Consider the following 15000-nt stretch of genomic DNA (forward strand, 5'->3'; position numbering starts at 1 on the left):
CGTAGATCAGTATCCGAGATTGCGAAGCCCTTTGAGTTGATCCAGATTGGCGCTGACGCCACCGCTTGCCGCTGGGCTGTCGCGCAGTACCACATTGAGCGAGGTGAGGTTGCTGACACGGTTGCTGGAGCCTAGCAACGTGGTGTTCTGCATCAGCCCACCCTGGCCCAGGCGTTGCAGGCTGCTGCCCTGGTTGGCGCTGGCGACGATGTTCATCTGCACGCCTGCGCTGCCGGCCGAGACGCTCATTGTCCCGGCGCCGTTGGCGCCCACCAGGGTGCCGCCCGCCGCCAACGCCTGGCCCTGCGGCTGGGTGGCCGGCGCCTGGTCGCCCTTGCTGACGTTGATGTCGACATTGTTGTGGGCCATGTTGAAATCGCCGGCGGCGCGCACCACCTGGGTCACCCCCTCGGTGGTGTTCAGGCCGCTGCCGCCGGTGACCGTCCCGGTGCCCGGGGCCCCCGAGGCGTTAGCGACGCCAGCGCCATGTTCATCGATCATCGACACGTAGAACTGCGGGGTGATGGTCGATTGCTGAACCTGCATGGTCGACGTCGCACCGATCACCTGACCATTGGCGTTCTGCCAGGTACTGGTCATGACGATGCCGAAGCTGACGATGCGTCCGGGCATCACGTAGCGCCCGCGCAAGCCGGCCAGCTCCTGATCTTTCAATTCGATCGGTTTGAATGTCTCTGCCTGGGTTGGCAGGCTGGCGGCCAGGCACACGGCTGCCAGCCACAGGGAAGTCTTCATGAGGTGCTCCTGAAGCGTCATGCCCTACAGCGTTAGAAGAAGTCGCTCTGGATGAACCCGAAGTCCATCAGCTCTGCGTCCTGTACCGGTTTGAAGTTGCTGACCTGGCCCTTGGCGCTCAGGGGCAAGGGTGGATCGAGCAGGACGTTCTGCTTGTCGTAGCCTTGGCCGATCACGGCGAAGATGATGCCGTTCCAGCCCTTGACGAAATCATCGAGCTTGAAGCGTTTGTGGCCCAGTACCGGGTCGCCGATGTAGACCCAGCCACGGTCGACTTTCTGCATGACCACGAAGTGCTTGTAGCCACGAATGTCCATCAGCACCACCACCGGGATGCGGATGCTGTGCAGGGTGTCGGGTGCCACTTTGTAGCCACGTGCGCGCATGCCCAGGCTTTCGACGTATTTCTTCATGTCGAGCATCGAGAAACCCTGGGTGCGGACCAGGTCCTGGTTGGCGTGGGCCAACATGCCCTCGATCACCTGGTGCTCATCGACATCGAGCCAGTAGGCCTGACGCAGAATGGTCGCCAGCGACGCTGCACCGCAGCTGAAATCGGTCTTTTGCTGAACCAGGTCGACGAACTTGCGTTCGCGGATGCTCTGGATCGGTTTGTAGATCACTGCACCGCCTGGCAGCACGGACAACGGCATTTGCGAGGCTTCGCCGGTAGCGGCAAGGCTCAGCAACAATGCCAAGGCGAAAATACGCATGCTCCACGCCCCCCTGTCTTTTTCTTGTTAGACAGAGGCTCCCCGTAGGGAGCCTCTGGACCGGCGCTGTTACATCGAGGTGTTGGAGATGGCCAGCGAGTTGCTCTGCTGGTTGCCCACACCGGCTGCCACGTTGACGCCCAGGTTGCCACTGCCGCCATTGACCGAACCGCTGAGGGTTGCGGTATTGGTGACTGGGTTGGCCCAGCCGGTAGGGGTCAGCACCTGGAACGACACGGTGTTGCTCAGGGCAAACTCGCTAGACTCGCTGAAGCTCTTGGAGATGCTGTCCGAAGACTGCGAGGCCGTTTCGCCAGCTTTGTCGTAGGCCGACTCGTTGGCTTTGTCCCATGCCGAGGCGTTGGCTTTCTCGTAGGAGGTATCACGCGCCTTGTCGTAGGACGAGTCGCGGCTACGGTCATACGAAGAATCGTAGGCACGGTCGAAAGAGGCGCTCAGCGACTTGTCGAACGACGAATTGCTCGCCGACTCATGCGACTTGTCGACAGACGCGTCCAAGGATGCGCTGAGCGAGTTGTCGAAGTCCGAGTTTTGCGAGCGGGTGAAGTTGCCGAAGGTCTGCGACGACGAAGCACTGCCGTTGGCGCTGGCATCGAGCGAGGCGCTGAGGGTAGTGTTGGACGACGAACTGTGGTCGCTGCTGGCAGAGCCGTTGGCTGCCCAGTTGTTCGAGCCGCTGGCGCTGGCGCTGTTGCTGCCGCTTGCGCTGCTGCTGTTCGAGCCACTGGCGGTCAGGCTGGTAGAGCCGCTGGAGCTGCTGTTGTGCGAGCCGCTGGCGCTGCTGCTGTTGCTGCCCGAGGCGCTGTAACTGGCGCTGGCGTTCTTGTCGACGCTGGCATCGTACGAGCCGCTGCGCGAAGCCGAGCCGCTGGAGGAGGTGGTGAAGGTCAGCGTGTCGACGGTGTAGGTGCGGTCGGCAGCGTTGTTCACTTCCAGGCCAGGCCCAGTCTGGTTGGCCGAAGCGGTAGCAGTGGAATTGCCGATGGCCGCCGAGTTGTTGGCGATCGCCATGCTGTTTTTCTGCTGGTTGAGGTCGCCGCCGGCGATGTTGATCCCCACGTTACCACTGCTGCCTTCAGCAGAGCCGCTCATGACGGCCGAGCTTTGCGTACCCCAGTTGTTGACCTTGTTGCCATTGCTGCGCTGGGTGATTTCGGCAGTGGCATTGGAGGTGCCGAACACGAAGCTGTTGTCGATGGCTGCGTTGTCGGAGGCAGTATTGGCAATGGCCGAGGCGTTGGCCTGCTGGTTGCCATTACCGGCCGCGACGTTGACGCCGACGTTGCCACTGGCACCGGTGCCGGAGCTGCTCATTTCGGCTTCGTTGATGGTGCCCTGGTTATTGATGGTGTTACCGGTGCTGCGCTGCCCGTCATTGGCGTTGGCCGTGGCATCGGTCAGCACTGCACGGGCGGGTGGGGTGTAGTTGTAGCCATTGCCACGACGATCGTTCTGGCCCGCTTGTGCAGCAACAGCCATGACCGCAGCAATTGCGAAAACCAGAGGCTTGAGTGCCATCGAAGGTTTCATGGTGTCTCTCCGTGTGTAGGTTAAGTGTTGTTCTTTACCTGTTCGGGTCAGTTCGCGACCCTTACGCTCAGGGTGTTTGCCGTCTGGTTGCCCACCCCAGCGCTCTGATTCAGCTGAATGACCCCACGGCTACCGGTGAACGCCTGATCACCGGTGGTGACCTGGCGATAGCCGGGCGAGGTATCAGCTGGATCGGAGTTGTTGACCAGCGCCACGTTCTGCTGCAGAAGGACGCTGTCGTCGATGCTTTGCGGTTGTGTACTGATGCTGATGCGCAGGGCGTTGGCCTGTTGGGTCGCGGCGCCGGCGCTCTGGTTCACGCCCAAGGCACCACTACCGTTGCTGAAGGCGTCGCCTTGGATGCTGGCGCGCGCGCCCATGTTGGGGTCGACGATGGCCTGCTGGCGCTGTTGAAGCTGTGTGGTCGCGCGTGCTGCATCACCGCTGGACAGGGCGCGGGCGTTGGCCTGTTGCTGTTGATCGCCGGCAGCCTGGTTGACGCTGAAGTTGCCCTGGTAGCGGGCACCGGAATTGTCGATGGTGGCGTCGTTGATCTGCGGGACTGGCGATTGCGCCAGCGCCGAGGCGCTGCCCAGCAGGGTCAGCACAAGCAGCGTGATCCTCATCTCATTTGCCTCCGGTGAGGATCTGCAACGGGGCCAGGCCGCGTTGCACGCTGGAATTGACCATGTTGGCAATGCCATTGCCGCCGCCCGTGCCACGCCCAGCGGCCATGTTTGGCAATTGCGTCTGGTTGCCAATGTTGCCGCCGAGGTTGTTGGTCTGCTGGGTGATCAACGAGGAGATGCCGGTGCCGCTGGTGATGTTGGCGAAGTCGCCGTCACTGAGCTCGTTGGTCTGCTTGACCACATACGTCACGGGATTGGCATTGGCGGTGGTAGGGTAGGGGTCGGGCGCCAGCGGTGCGCGCACGGCCATGCGCGGCTGCACATCGCGGGTGATGGTGATGATGCCGTTGTCAGCCAATGCCGGCAGCACCGCTGCCCATCCACATCCGACCAGCAGCAGGCCAGCGATGCCTTTATCCAGTTTCCCCATGGCGGCTACTCCTTCCTCGAGCGCTGGTCTGTTCAGCGTTGCGAGGGAGTAGAGCGAAATGTGTGCCGCTTTTGTTTATTGCATGTGAATCAAGCGGTTGCAGCACCTAGCTGACTTCACCGAGGGTTTTCCTGTATCAGCGCTGAGACACCTTTCCTGACCGATGGCGTTTTGCCTCGCAGGCGCCTGACATCCCGGAGATTTTCACGAATGTTTCACACGCTTGACACTTGTGCAGGCCAGGCGCATTGCACATTGAATACAGAGGGTTAGCGTGGGGCATGTGTGTCACCGCATTAACACTCCGTAGGACAAACCGGTAATTTGCCGTGCAACAAGTGCTGTATCGCCTGCAGGGCCGTTGCACTGCGCTGCGGCCAGCCGCCTTCGATGACCTGAAAGTTTTGCCCGTGGCCTATCAGCCATCGACGGCTGGCTTCAAAAAAAGCCTGGCGGTCCGCAAGGGCTGGCTGGCTGCGCTGGCCGTCGTCGACCCAGCCCACCCCCTGCGGGCTCAGCAGCAGGTGCAAGTGATAATGGCGGGCGAGCAGGGCCTGTTCCAGCCAGATGGGGCAGTCGCCGAACAACGCCTGGCTCCAGAGCATGTTGCTCAGCAAGTGGGTATCGAGAATCAGCAGCTCGGGCGCTTGCTGGCGGGCATGGTCTTCCCATGCCAATTGCCCCTGAGCGATGCTCGGGATGTCGGCGTAGCACGTGTCACGACCTTGCTCGTCGATGAAGTGGCGCACGTATTCAGGCACCACGACGCCGCCGAAATGGCCTTGGATTTCGCCGCTGAGCCAGCTTTTGCCGCTCGACTCCGGGCCGCACAGCACCACCACTTTCATCCGTGCACCAGGGCCGGGTCACGGCGCCATTCCAGCCAGCCGCGCACCGCGATGACGGTCAGTACGACGAAGAAGCCTGCAGTGAAATACAACCCCTGGTGCAGGTACTGCCCGACGTAGGCGACATCGATCAGCATCCACAGGGGCCAGCATTGCAGGCGCTTTTGCGCCATCCACAACTGCGCCACCAGGCTGAACCCGGTCAACGTCGCGTCCAGCCACGGCAGGGCGGCATCGGTCCACGTCGACATGCCCGCGCCAAGCGCCACGCTCAGCACCAGCCCACCGAGCAAACCCAATGCCAGCGCCGCTGCCGGCAAGCGCGACACGCGTCGGGCGTCCTCGACGCGGCCGGGGCGCTTCCATTGCCACCAGCCATACAGCTGCAACAATGCATAGGCGCCTTGCAGCAACATGCCGGAATACAGCTTCACCTCGAAGAATAACTCGGCATAGATCAGCACCGCAGCCAGGCCGATCGGCCAGCACCAGGCGTTCTGTTTGACGGTGAGCCAGACGGCAGTGATGCCGAGCACGGCGGCGATGAGTTCAAGGCCGGACATCGGCGATCCTTGGCGGGGGGAGGGCGGCGATTGTAGCCTGTGCTGGCCGGCAGGTGTAGGCGCGTGCGGCTTTGGCCCGCGCGCCAGCCGTTGGCGTCGCGGGCCGTTGCCGCCGCGCGTCAGACGCGGAACTGGCGCAGCAGCTGTTCCAGCTGGTCGTTCAGGCGTCCCAGCGCCACCCCTGCATCGCTGGACTGTCGCGCCGCTTCGGCCGCCTGTTGCGAGATACCGGCTGTGTCTAGAACGTTGCGGTTGATTTCCTCGACCACATGAGCCTGCTCTGAGGTCGCGCTGGCGATCGAGGCGTTGAGCGTGGTGAGGTTGTGCAGTGACTGGCTGATGGCTTCGAGGCTGCTGCCGGCTTCACGGGCTTGCTGGACGGTCTGGTGCGATGCTTCACTGCTGGTGTGGATGGCCTTGACGGCGGCATCCGACTGGCTTTGCAGGTGCTCGATCATGGTGTGGATCTCGGCGGTCGATTGCGCCGTGCGCTGGGCCAGCAAACGCACCTCGTCGGCCACCACCGCAAAGCCTCGGCCTTGCTCGCCGGCGCGGGCGGCTTCGATGGCGGCGTTCAGCGCCAGCAGATTGGTCTGCTCGGCGATGGCGCGGATCACCTCGAGCACACCGCCAATCCGGGTGCTGTGCCCGGCCAGCTCACGGATCACCTGCACCGCCTGCTCGATGGTTGCCGACAGGCGATCGATCTGCTGCAAGCTGCCGTGGATCGCCTCCTGCCCATGCTCAACCTGCTGCTGCGCAGCACGCATTTCACCAGCGGCCTGCTTGGCTGTTTCAGCCACATCGTGCACGGCGTAGGTGACCTCGTTCACCGCCGTGGCCACCTGATCCATCTGCAGCGATTGCTGGGCACTGTGCTGCTGCGCCGCGCTGGCGCTGTCCCCGACGTGACCGGCTGACTGCGCCAGGGCCTGCGCGGCATCTTGTAGTTGGCCGACCACGCCTTGCAGCTTGCCGTTGAACTGATTGAAGTGCTGGCCCAAGTGACTGATCTCGTCGCGGCCCTGGGTGTCCAGGCGCCGGGTAAGGTCGCTTTCGCCGCTGGCAATGTTGCCCATGGCCTGCACGGCAGCTTGCAGCGGACGGGCGATGCTGCGCGCGATCAGCATGACGACCAAGGCCATCAGCAGGGCGATGCCCAGGCCGAGCAGCGAGGCGTCGCGCAACTGGCGGGCGAATTCGGCCTGGACATCGTCGACATATACGCCGGAGCCGATGATCCAGCCCCAGGGTTGGAACAGCTGGATATACGAGGTCTTGGCGACCGGATGGCTAGCGCCCGGTTTGGGCCAGCGGTAGTCGACCGGGCCTGCGCCTTGTGCACGGGCCAGGGCGACCATTTCGTTGAACACGGCAAACCCGTCCGGGTCGCGAATCGCCGAAAGGTCCTGGCCATCGAGCTTGGGATTGGCCGCGTGCATGACCATTCGCGGGGTCAGGTCGTTGATCCAGAAATAGTCGTTCTGGTCATAACGCAGCGCCCGCACCACCTGCAAGGCCTGCTGCTGGGCCAACTCGCGAGTGAGCGTGCCTGCCGCCTCCAGGCCCTGGTAGTAAGCCAATACGCCCGCTGCCGTCTGCACGACATGACGGGTCTTTTCCGCCTTGGCCTGGTACAGGTCGCCGTGAATCTGGCGCAGCATCAACAGCCCCAGCACCAGCAACATGCCTACCGCCACCACCAGGATCAGCCACAAACGACGGCTGATCGACATCGACCTCAATGCCCTCATCGAATCCACTCCTGCCTTGTTCTTGTTATTCAGGTACATGCAAGCATGCTTTGTCGGCGCCAGGCACCCGACTAATGGCTAAGTGCTAGTAACTGGCAACTTTGTCACCGGGCGTGCGGGTGTTTACCGTACCGCTTTGCTAGGATCTCGGCCGCGCAAGATGAAACCTTTAGCCGCAGTGAACTTTTCCCCTGGCATCGGTCCCAGGAGTCGCTGTAAAAAGGCGCGCCCGGCGTGGCAATCACCAGCACATCAAAAAATAAGGGGCCTGCAACGAGCAGCGCTCCATCGGGGGAATGATGGATTTTTGGACCGCCTTTCAGGCAATCATCTTGGGCGTGGTCGAAGGGCTGACGGAGTTCTTGCCGATTTCCAGCACCGGCCACCAGATCATCGTCGCCGACCTGATCGACTTCAGCGGTGAACGGGCGATCGCTTTCAACATCATCATTCAGCTGGCGGCGATCCTGGCGGTGGTGTGGGAGTTTCGCGCCAAGATCCTCGACGTGGTGTTCGGCCTGACCAGCCAGCCCAAGGCACGGCGTTTCACGGGCAACCTGCTGATCGCGTTCATGCCGGCCGTGGTGCTGGGCGTGTTGTTCGCCGATCTGATCCATGAGTACCTGTTCAACCCGATCACCGTGGCTGCAGCGCTGGTGGTGGGCGGGGTGATCATGCTCTGGGCCGAGCGCCGCGAGCACCAGGTGGCGGTCGAGCACGTCGATGAAATGCGCTGGAGCCACGCCTTGAAAATCGGTTTCGTGCAGTGCCTGGCGATGATTCCTGGCACTTCGCGCTCCGGGTCCACCATCATCGGTGGCCTGCTGTTTGGCCTGTCACGCAAGGCGGCCACCGAGTTCTCGTTCTTCCTGGCCATGCCCACCATGGTGGGTGCCGCGGTGTACTCGGGCTACAAGTACCGCGACCTGTTCCAGCCCGGGGATCTGCCAGTGTTCGCCATCGGCTTTGTCACCTCGTTCATCTTCGCCATGATCGCCGTGCGCGCCTTGCTCAAGTTCATCGCCAATCATAGCTATGCGGCGTTTGCCTGGTATCGCATCGTCTTTGGGCTGTTGATCCTGGCGACCTGGCAGTTTGGCTGGGTCGACTGGTCGACGGCGCACGGCTGACATGGCCCGCTCTGAGACGACGGCGCCGCGCAACGGCGCCAAGCGGGCAGACGGTGGTGGGCGCCATGGCCGCTGGAAACTGTTGGTGTTGGCGCTGCTGTGCCTGCTGCCGGGCCTCGGCGCGCTGAAGATGGGACTGGACGGGCACACCTGGGTGCCGCTGGCGCTGTACCCACTGGCCAGCCTGATCAGCGCGCTGCTGTACTGGCAGGACAAGCGCCAGGCCCTGCACGGCGCCTGGCGCACGCCGGAAAAAGTGCTGCACGCCAGCGAGCTGTTGGGCGGCTGGCCCGGCGCGCTGGTGGCCCAGCAGCTGCTTCGACACAAGACCCGCAAGCTGTCTTATCAACTGGTGTTTTGGGCGATTGTGCTGGTGCATCAAACGGTATGGGTCGACTATCTGTTCCTGGGCAGTCGTTTTCCGCCGTTCGTTGCTTGAAGCCAAGGCCCGCCACACGAGTGAACGGCCAGGCATCCTGAAGCTCGCAAGCGTCAGGACATGCCTGAGCTTCCCTGCGATAATGCCGCACGTCCCCAGCCAGCGGATCGCCCCGTGTTTGACTTCAACGAACTGTACTATTTCGCCCAGGTGGTCGAGCACAAAGGCTTCGCTGCTGCTGCGCGCGCCATTGGTATCCCCAAGTCCAAGCTGAGCCGCCGGGTCCTGGCGCTCGAGGAGCGGCTTGGCGTGCGGCTCATACAACGCTCGACACGCAAGTTCACCGTCACCGAAATTGGCCAGGACTATTATCGCCACTGCGTCGCCATGCTCATCGAGGCGGATGCTGCCGAGAAGGTCATCGAGCAGTCCCGGTCCGAGCCCCACGGCCTGATTCGCGTGAGCTGTCCACCAGCGCTGGGCGCCATGGGTGTGAGCGATGCCATGGCGAAGTTCATGGTCGCTCACCCCAAGGTGCAGATTCAGGTAGAGAGCACCAATCGGCGCGTCGATGTGCTCGGCGAGGGCTTTGACATCGCACTGCGCGTGCGTTTTCCGCCGCTGCAGGATGAAAACCTGTTCCTCAAAGTGTTCGGCGAAAGCTATCAGAAACTGGTAGCCAAGCCTTCGCTGGTCGAGGGCCTTGGCCTGGACGTACCTGGCGATCTGGTCGGGCTGCCGAGCATGGACCTGGCGCCGGCCAATCGCGACCACCGCTGGGCCTTTATCGGGCCTACAGGTGATCGGGTGGAGGTGCCTCACTCGCCGCGCTTGGTCACGGCCGACCTGGACGCCTTGCACCGTGCTGCGCTTCAGGGGGTAGGCGTAGTACAGATGCCGGAGGTCATGGTCCGGCGAGATCTGGAGGCTGGGCTGCTGGTCGAGGTATTGCCGGCTTATCGACCTCCTAGCGGGCTCATCCATGCGGTTTACCCGTCGAAACGCGGTTTGCTGCCCTCGGTGCGGGGGTTGATCGATCTGTTGGCTGAGGAGCTTGGCGCGAATGCCGAAGCCGATCGCAAGGCGTGCATGGCGGCAGGCAAACTCCCGCCGGCAACCGCTCGCTGAGCGGCCTTCCGGCATTGTTCCATTAATGGGACGAACTAACGCGTTTTCAGCAGCTTTTCAGTCATTCGTCATCTCGGTAGGATTCTCGCCATCGTAACCGCCCACCGCTGCGGTCTTCATTACAGGAGCGTCCCATGAAATTGCTGCACATCGATTCGAGCATCCTTGGCGATAATTCCGCCTCTCGCCAGCTGAGCCGTGACGTGGTCGAGGCCTGGAAAGCCGCCGACCCAAGCGTCGAGGTGGTTTATCGTGACCTGGCCGTCGACGCCATCGCGCATTTTTCCTCCGCGACCTTGATGGCGGCCGGCACCCCGGAAGAAGCGCGCGATGCCGCCCAGGCATTCGAAGCCAAACTGAGCGCCGAAACCCTTGAAGAATTCCTCGCTGCCGATGCCGTGGTGATCGGTGCGCCGATGTACAACTTCAGCGTGCCGACCCAGCTCAAGGCCTGGATCGACCGCGTCGCCGTCGCCGGCAAGACGTTCCGCTACACCGAAGCTGGTCCTCAGGGCCTGTGCGGTGACAAGAAAGTGGTGCTGGTTTCGACCGCAGGTGGCTTGCATGCCGGCCAGCCGACCGGTGTTGGTCATGAGGACTTCCTCAAAGTGTTCCTCGGTTTCATCGGCATCACCGACCTGCAGATCGTCCGCGCCCATGGCCTGGCCTACGGCCCGGAGCAACGCACCCAGGCGCTCGACGCCGCGCAAGCGCAAATCGCAGGTGAGCTGTTCGCAGCGGCCTGATCATGCGTTGCTAGACCCGCCGGCTGATGCGCCTAGCGCCAGCCGGTTTTTTTCATGCACTTTTCATCTGCCAGCGGCAAGCCAGCTCTATGCTGACGCTAACCTCATGCTCGTCGTGGAATGCACTGGCCGATGAATACCTTGCGCTGCATGCTGGCGGTGCTATTGAGCGGGCTGATCGCCCAGGCCGAGGCCGCGCCTTGGGTCGCTGGCCTTCACCAGATGATCCTGGATGACCCAGTCGATGCCCGGCCCATGCAGGCCCTGGCGTTCTATCCGGCCCACGGCACGCCGCGCACTGCGCGCATCGACGGTTACTCGCTCGACGTAGTGCGGGAAGCGCCAGTGGCCCGGGGGCAATTCCCGCTGCTGATGCTGTCCCACGGCAACACCGGCAGTCCGCTTGCGCTGCACTACCTGGCGACCAGCCTGGCGCGCCAGGGCTTCGTGGTGGTCGCGGTCATCCACCCCGGCGACAATGCCCGCGACCCCAGCCGCCTGGGTACCCTGAGCAACCTCTACGGCCGGCCTCTGCAAGTCAGCGAGGCGATCAGCGCCGCCCGCGAGGACACCTTGCTGGGCCCTGCCCTGAACGACGGCAAGGTGGGGGTGATCGGCTATTCGGCAGGGGGTGAAACTGCGTTGATCCTATCCGGCGCGCAGCCAGATCTGCAGCGGCTGCGCACCTATTGCCTGGAGCGCCCCAGCGACGCCGACGCCTGCAAAACCCACGGCGTGCTGATTGCCGACCGCAGCGAGCTGGCGCCCAAGGCCGATGCGCGGGTCGGCGCCTTGATGCTGATGGCGCCGCTGAGCCTGATGTTCGGCCGCCATGCCCTGGCCGGTGTGCACGTGCCGGCGCTGATCTACAGCGGCGACGGCGATCAGCTGGTCGCGGTCGACCGCAATGCAGAGGCTCTGGCGCGCAAGCTGCCGATCACGCCTGACTACCATTTGCTGGCAGGCGCCGGACACTTCGTGTTCATGGCCGGTTGCGATGCGCCGCAGCGCGCACGCATGCCGGCGCTCTGCAAGGACGCCGAGGGCGTCGATCGCAGGCATATTCATCGCTCGCTGCAGCGTGATACGGCCGCCTTTTTTTCTCAAGCCTTGGGCGCAGCAGCGTCGATCGAAGCCTCAGCGGCGCTGGCCGCGCCGCGCCAAGGCCAGCGTTAAGCCAACGCCTGCCAGGGCAAGCAGGGCGGCCACGCCGAAGATCGAGGCGTAACCCAGGTGCACCGCCACTGCGCCCATCAATGGCCCGGCAATCGCCAGCGCCATGTCGAAGAATACGGCGTAGGCGCCCAGCCCGGCGCCGCGGCTGCTGCTCGGTACCTGCTTGATCGCTTCGACGCCCAGCGCCGGGTACACCAGCGACAGACCAAAGCCCGTCAGCCCGGCGCCTACCAGCGACCACGCCGGCGACGGTGCAAGCCACAGCAGCGCCAGCCCCAGCACTTCAGTCGCCATGCAGGCCACGGCCACGTTGTAGCCGCCAAAGCGGTTCACCGCATTGACGAACAGCAACCGTGAAACGATGAAGCACAGGCCGAAGGCGCTCAGGCACCAGGCTGCACCTACCCAGCCGCGTTCCAGGTAGTACAGGGTCACGAACGTGGTCAGTGTGCCGTAGCCGATCGAGGCCAGGGTCAAGCCCAACCCGCAGGGTGCCACACGCGCGAATGCCGACCAGAACGGCAGGCGCTCGCCGCGCGTCACCGGCATGTCGGGGCGCTTGCGCAGGACCCATAGTGCCAACCCTGAGAGCAGCAGCAGCGCAGGGCCGAGCACGCTGAAATCCAGGCCAGCCACTGCCAGCACGCCCAGCGGCGCACCGATGGCGATGGCGCCGTACGAGGCGATGCCGTTCCAGGAAATCACTCGCGCCGTGTGCTGCGAGCCGACCTGATTGATGCCCCAACTCAGGGTGGCCACGCCGATCAGCCCTTGCGCCAACCCCAGTAGCACGCGACCGCCGAGCAGCAGCCCCAGGCTCAGAACAGGCACACTCAACGTCCAGGCCGACAACAGCGTCAACACGCCGCAGCCGGCGATGCCGAGCAAGCCAAAGCGGATTGCCCGTTTGCCACCCAGGGTGTCGGCCACGCGCCCGGCAAACGGACGGCTGAGCAGGGTAGCCAGGTATTGCAAGCCAATGGTTACCCCGGCGATCACCGCGCCAAAGCCGAGCTGGTCATGCACGTAGCTGGGCAGCACCGCGATCGGCAGGCCGATGCAGAGAAAAGCGATGAAGGTATAGAAAACGATCGAGAGGATCTGCAGGGTGACGCTGAAGGTGCTGCTGGCGGGGGCGTGTTGTGGCGCGGTCATGGGCTCGTTCGCGGGCGGGCGGTTGGGCGTGCCGTAACTATGGCCGCTACGCGAAGAAAATGAAAGCAGGCTAACGAATGAGTCGACAGGACGTCACGTTGCCGCGGTAAGCAATTGAGCAAGCAATCGGCCTGGCCACTTTCGAGCGGCCAGGCCGTTACATCAGACCACGACGCCCTGGCTGCGCAGGTAATCGTCGTAGGTGCCGCTGAAGTCGACCACGCCGTCGGCGCTCAGCTCGATGATGCGGGTCGCCAGCGAGGACACGAACTCACGGTCGTGGCTGACGAACAGCAGCGTGCCCGGGTAGTTCTCCAGCGCCAGGTTCAGCGCTTCGATCGACTCCATGTCCAGGTGGTTGGTCGGTTCGTCCATCACCAGCACGTTAGGCTTTTGCAGGATCAGCTTGCCGAACAGCATGCGACCTTGCTCGCCACCGGAAATCACCTTCACCGACTTGAGGATCTCGTCGTTGGAGAACAGCATGCGCCCGAGGGTGCCACGAATGACCTGCTCACCGCTGGTCCACTGGCCCATCCAGTCGAACAGGGTCATGTCGTCTTCGAAATCGTGGGCATGGTCCTGGGCGTAGTAGCCCACTTCAGCGCTGTCGGTCCACTTCACCGAGCCGGCATCCGGGGTCATTTCGCCGACCAGGGTGCGCAGCAGGGTGGTTTTGCCGATACCGTTGGGGCCGATGATCGCCACGCGCTCGCCCGCTTCGACGGTGATATCAAAGTTCTTGAACAGCACTTTGTCGTCGAATGCCTTGGCCATTTTCTCGACGACCACCGCCTGGCGGTGCAGCTTCTTGGTCTGCTCGAAGCGAATGAACGGGCTGACGCGGCTGGACGGCTTGACCTCGGCCAGCTGGATCTTGTCGATCTGCTTGGCCCGCGAGGTGGCCTGCTTGGCTTTCGAGGCGTTGGCCGAGAAGCGGCTGACGAAGGTCTGCAGTTCGGCGATCTGCGCTTTCTTCTTGGCGTTGTCCGACAGCAGCTGCTCGCGCGACTGGGTGGCGGCGGTCATGTACTCGTCGTAGTTGCCCGGGAACAGGCGCAGCTCGCCGTAGTCCAGGTCGGCCATGTGGGTACAGACGCTGTTGAGGAAGTGACGGTCGTGGGAAATGATGATCATGGTGCTGTTACGCGCCGTGAGAACCGTTTCCAGCCAGCGGATGGTATTGATGTCCAGGTGGTTGGTCGGCTCGTCGAGCAGCAGCACGTCCGGGTCGGAGAACAGGGCCTGGGCCAGCAGCACGCGCAGCTTCCAGCCCGGCGCCACTTCGCTCATCGGGCCGAAGTGCTGCTCCAGGGGAATACCCAGGCCCAGCAGCAGTTCACCGGCACGCGACTCGGCGGTATAGCCGTCCATTTCGGCGAATTCGGTTTCCAGCTCGGCCACGGCCATGCCGTCGTCCTCGGTCATTTCCGGCAGCGAGTAGATGCGGTCGCGCTCGGCCTTGACCTTCCACAGTTGGCCATGGCCCATGATCACGGTGTCGATCACGGTGAATTCTTCATAGGCGAACTGGTCCTGGCGCAGCTTGCCCAGGCGAGTGTTCGGCTCGAGCATGACCTGGCCACCGGAAGGCTCCAGGTCGCCGCCGAGGATCTTCATGAAGGTCGATTTGCCACAACCGTTGGCGCCGATCAGGCCATAGCGGTTGCCGTTGTTGAATTTGACCGAAACGTTTTCGAACAGCGGCTTGGAGCCGAACTGCATGGTGATGTTGGCGGTAGAGATCAAGTGCTTGTCCTGCGGGGGTTCCAGAGGTGTATTTAGGCCCTCTCGTCAGTTCTGGGCCAATTTTGGGCCAATTCGACTCGGGGCGGCAGCTTCTCCAGCTCCCTCCAATCCGAGGAGGAGCTGATCCATTTCGCGTAGGTCGAAAGCAACATCTCGACGCTGTGGCCTAGCTGGTTCGCAATGAACGCAGGGTTCATCCCAGACATGAGGCACATGGTTGCGTAGGTGTGGCGGGTGTCGTACTGACGGCGTTCACGGATGTTCAGCGCCTTGAGCGCTGATTTGAAGTGGCG

At 63.1% G+C, this 15000-nt stretch carries 15 protein-coding genes and 1 pseudogene; 5 read left to right on the top strand and 11 right to left on the bottom strand.

The window, feature by feature from the left end; translation table 11 throughout:
- Positions 1-6 precede the first annotated feature (6 nt).
- The 9 genes and pseudogenes from ACLEJW_RS11790 to ACLEJW_RS11830 form a co-directional block, all read right to left on the bottom strand.
- Positions 7-756 carry a hypothetical protein gene (locus ACLEJW_RS11790; protein ID WP_440777585.1) on the bottom strand — a complete coding sequence of 250 codons (750 nt, stop codon included), beginning with the start codon at positions 754-756 and terminating at the stop codon, positions 7-9.
- 32 nt (positions 757-788) lie between these two features.
- Complete coding sequence (locus tag ACLEJW_RS11795; RefSeq protein WP_145193008.1) at positions 789-1469, bottom strand: C39 family peptidase; 681 nt, start codon at positions 1467-1469, stop codon at positions 789-791.
- Positions 1470-1538: 69 nt separating this feature from the next.
- Complete coding sequence (locus ACLEJW_RS11800) at positions 1539-3020, bottom strand: heme utilization protein (RefSeq protein ID WP_145193006.1); 1482 nt, start codon at positions 3018-3020, stop codon at positions 1539-1541.
- Between the two features lie 47 nt (positions 3021-3067).
- A complete protein-coding gene (locus ACLEJW_RS11805) occupies positions 3068-3646 on the bottom strand; it encodes an adhesin (protein ID WP_440777586.1) in 579 nt (192 codons plus the stop codon).
- A gap of 1 nt (position 3647) precedes the next feature.
- Positions 3648-4079, bottom strand: a complete 432-nt coding sequence (locus tag ACLEJW_RS11810) for a hypothetical protein (protein ID WP_145193002.1) — start codon at positions 4077-4079, stop codon at positions 3648-3650.
- Positions 4080-4375: 296 nt separating this feature from the next.
- Entirely contained in the window at positions 4376-4927 is a 552-nt protein-coding gene (locus ACLEJW_RS11815) for an AAA family ATPase (RefSeq protein ID WP_313646061.1), read from the bottom strand.
- Positions 4924-5490: a nicotinamide riboside transporter PnuC gene (pnuC, locus tag ACLEJW_RS11820; protein WP_145192999.1), complete on the bottom strand. Its 567-nt coding sequence runs from the start codon at positions 5488-5490 to the stop codon at positions 4924-4926. The genes ACLEJW_RS11815 and pnuC overlap by 4 nt, the downstream gene beginning before the upstream one ends.
- Positions 5491-5609: 119 nt before the next feature.
- Positions 5610-6344 (bottom strand): methyl-accepting chemotaxis protein, encoded by a 735-nt coding sequence (locus ACLEJW_RS11825; protein ID WP_440777695.1) that lies wholly within the window; start codon positions 6342-6344, stop codon positions 5610-5612.
- A 138-nt stretch (positions 6345-6482) separates the two neighbouring features.
- Positions 6483-7283 (bottom strand): annotated as a pseudogene (locus ACLEJW_RS11830) (cache domain-containing protein); the annotation flags it as partial.
- A gap of 260 nt (positions 7284-7543) precedes the next feature.
- Between ACLEJW_RS11830 and ACLEJW_RS11835 the strand changes: the two are divergent.
- The 5 genes from ACLEJW_RS11835 to ACLEJW_RS11855 all read left to right on the top strand — a co-directional run bounded on the left by ACLEJW_RS11835 (position 7544) and on the right by ACLEJW_RS11855 (position 11803).
- On the top strand, positions 7544-8374 hold the full coding sequence (locus tag ACLEJW_RS11835; protein WP_145192994.1) for an undecaprenyl-diphosphate phosphatase: 831 nt from the start codon (positions 7544-7546) through the stop codon (positions 8372-8374).
- Between the two features lies 1 nt (position 8375).
- On the top strand, positions 8376-8813 hold the full coding sequence (locus ACLEJW_RS11840; RefSeq protein WP_440777587.1) for a DUF1294 domain-containing protein: 438 nt from the start codon (positions 8376-8378) through the stop codon (positions 8811-8813).
- 114 nt (positions 8814-8927) lie between these two features.
- Positions 8928-9881 (top strand): LysR substrate-binding domain-containing protein, encoded by a 954-nt coding sequence (locus ACLEJW_RS11845; RefSeq protein WP_313301660.1) that lies wholly within the window; start codon positions 8928-8930, stop codon positions 9879-9881.
- Between the two features lie 134 nt (positions 9882-10015).
- Positions 10016-10627 (top strand): FMN-dependent NADH-azoreductase, encoded by a 612-nt coding sequence (locus tag ACLEJW_RS11850; RefSeq protein WP_313301658.1) that lies wholly within the window; start codon positions 10016-10018, stop codon positions 10625-10627.
- Positions 10628-10759: 132 nt separating this feature from the next.
- Positions 10760-11803: an alpha/beta hydrolase family protein gene (locus ACLEJW_RS11855; protein WP_313301655.1), complete on the top strand. Its 1044-nt coding sequence runs from the start codon at positions 10760-10762 to the stop codon at positions 11801-11803.
- Here ACLEJW_RS11855 and ACLEJW_RS11860 read toward each other — a convergent pair.
- Positions 11765-12958, bottom strand: coding sequence for an MFS transporter (locus tag ACLEJW_RS11860; protein WP_145192984.1), 1194 nt, complete (start codon positions 12956-12958; stop codon positions 11765-11767). The two genes, ACLEJW_RS11855 and ACLEJW_RS11860, sit on opposite strands and share 39 nt — an antisense overlap.
- 162 nt (positions 12959-13120) lie before the next feature.
- Positions 13121-14707, bottom strand: coding sequence for an ABC-F family ATPase (locus tag ACLEJW_RS11865; RefSeq protein WP_145192982.1), 1587 nt, complete (start codon positions 14705-14707; stop codon positions 13121-13123).
- Between the last annotated feature and the right edge of the window lie 293 nt (positions 14708-15000).

The sequence above is a fragment of the Pseudomonas sp. SMSB3 genome (genome assembly GCF_052041965.1).
In the GTDB taxonomy this organism is placed as follows: domain Bacteria; phylum Pseudomonadota; class Gammaproteobacteria; order Pseudomonadales; family Pseudomonadaceae; genus Aquipseudomonas.

Excerpts from the sequence above, each read along its gene's own strand:
- ACLEJW_RS11795 (WP_145193008.1), bottom strand. The coding sequence starts at position 1,469 with ATGCGTATTTTCGCCTTGGCATTGTTGCTGAGCCTTGCCGCTACCGGC.
- ACLEJW_RS11805 (WP_440777586.1), bottom strand. The coding sequence starts at position 3,646 with ATGAGGATCACGCTGCTTGTGCTGACCCTGCTGGGCAGCGCCTCGGCG.
- ACLEJW_RS11790 (WP_440777585.1), bottom strand. The coding sequence starts at position 756 with ATGAAGACTTCCCTGTGGCTGGCAGCCGTGTGCCTGGCCGCCAGCCTG.
- ACLEJW_RS11815 (WP_313646061.1), bottom strand. The coding sequence starts at position 4,927 with ATGAAAGTGGTGGTGCTGTGCGGCCCGGAGTCGAGCGGCAAAAGCTGG.
- ACLEJW_RS11810 (WP_145193002.1), bottom strand. The coding sequence starts at position 4,079 with ATGGGGAAACTGGATAAAGGCATCGCTGGCCTGCTGCTGGTCGGATGT.
- ACLEJW_RS11800 (WP_145193006.1), bottom strand. The coding sequence starts at position 3,020 with ATGAAACCTTCGATGGCACTCAAGCCTCTGGTTTTCGCAATTGCTGCG.
- ACLEJW_RS11850 (WP_313301658.1), top strand. The coding sequence starts at position 10,016 with ATGAAATTGCTGCACATCGATTCGAGCATCCTTGGCGATAATTCCGCC.
- ACLEJW_RS11835 (WP_145192994.1), top strand. The coding sequence starts at position 7,544 with ATGGATTTTTGGACCGCCTTTCAGGCAATCATCTTGGGCGTGGTCGAA.
- ACLEJW_RS11860 (WP_145192984.1), bottom strand. The coding sequence starts at position 12,958 with ATGACCGCGCCACAACACGCCCCCGCCAGCAGCACCTTCAGCGTCACC.
- ACLEJW_RS11840 (WP_440777587.1), top strand. The coding sequence starts at position 8,376 with ATGGCCCGCTCTGAGACGACGGCGCCGCGCAACGGCGCCAAGCGGGCA.
- pnuC (WP_145192999.1), bottom strand. The coding sequence starts at position 5,490 with ATGTCCGGCCTTGAACTCATCGCCGCCGTGCTCGGCATCACTGCCGTC.
- ACLEJW_RS11855 (WP_313301655.1), top strand. The coding sequence starts at position 10,760 with ATGAATACCTTGCGCTGCATGCTGGCGGTGCTATTGAGCGGGCTGATC.
- ACLEJW_RS11825 (WP_440777695.1), bottom strand. The coding sequence starts at position 6,344 with ATGGATCAGGTGGCCACGGCGGTGAACGAGGTCACCTACGCCGTGCAC.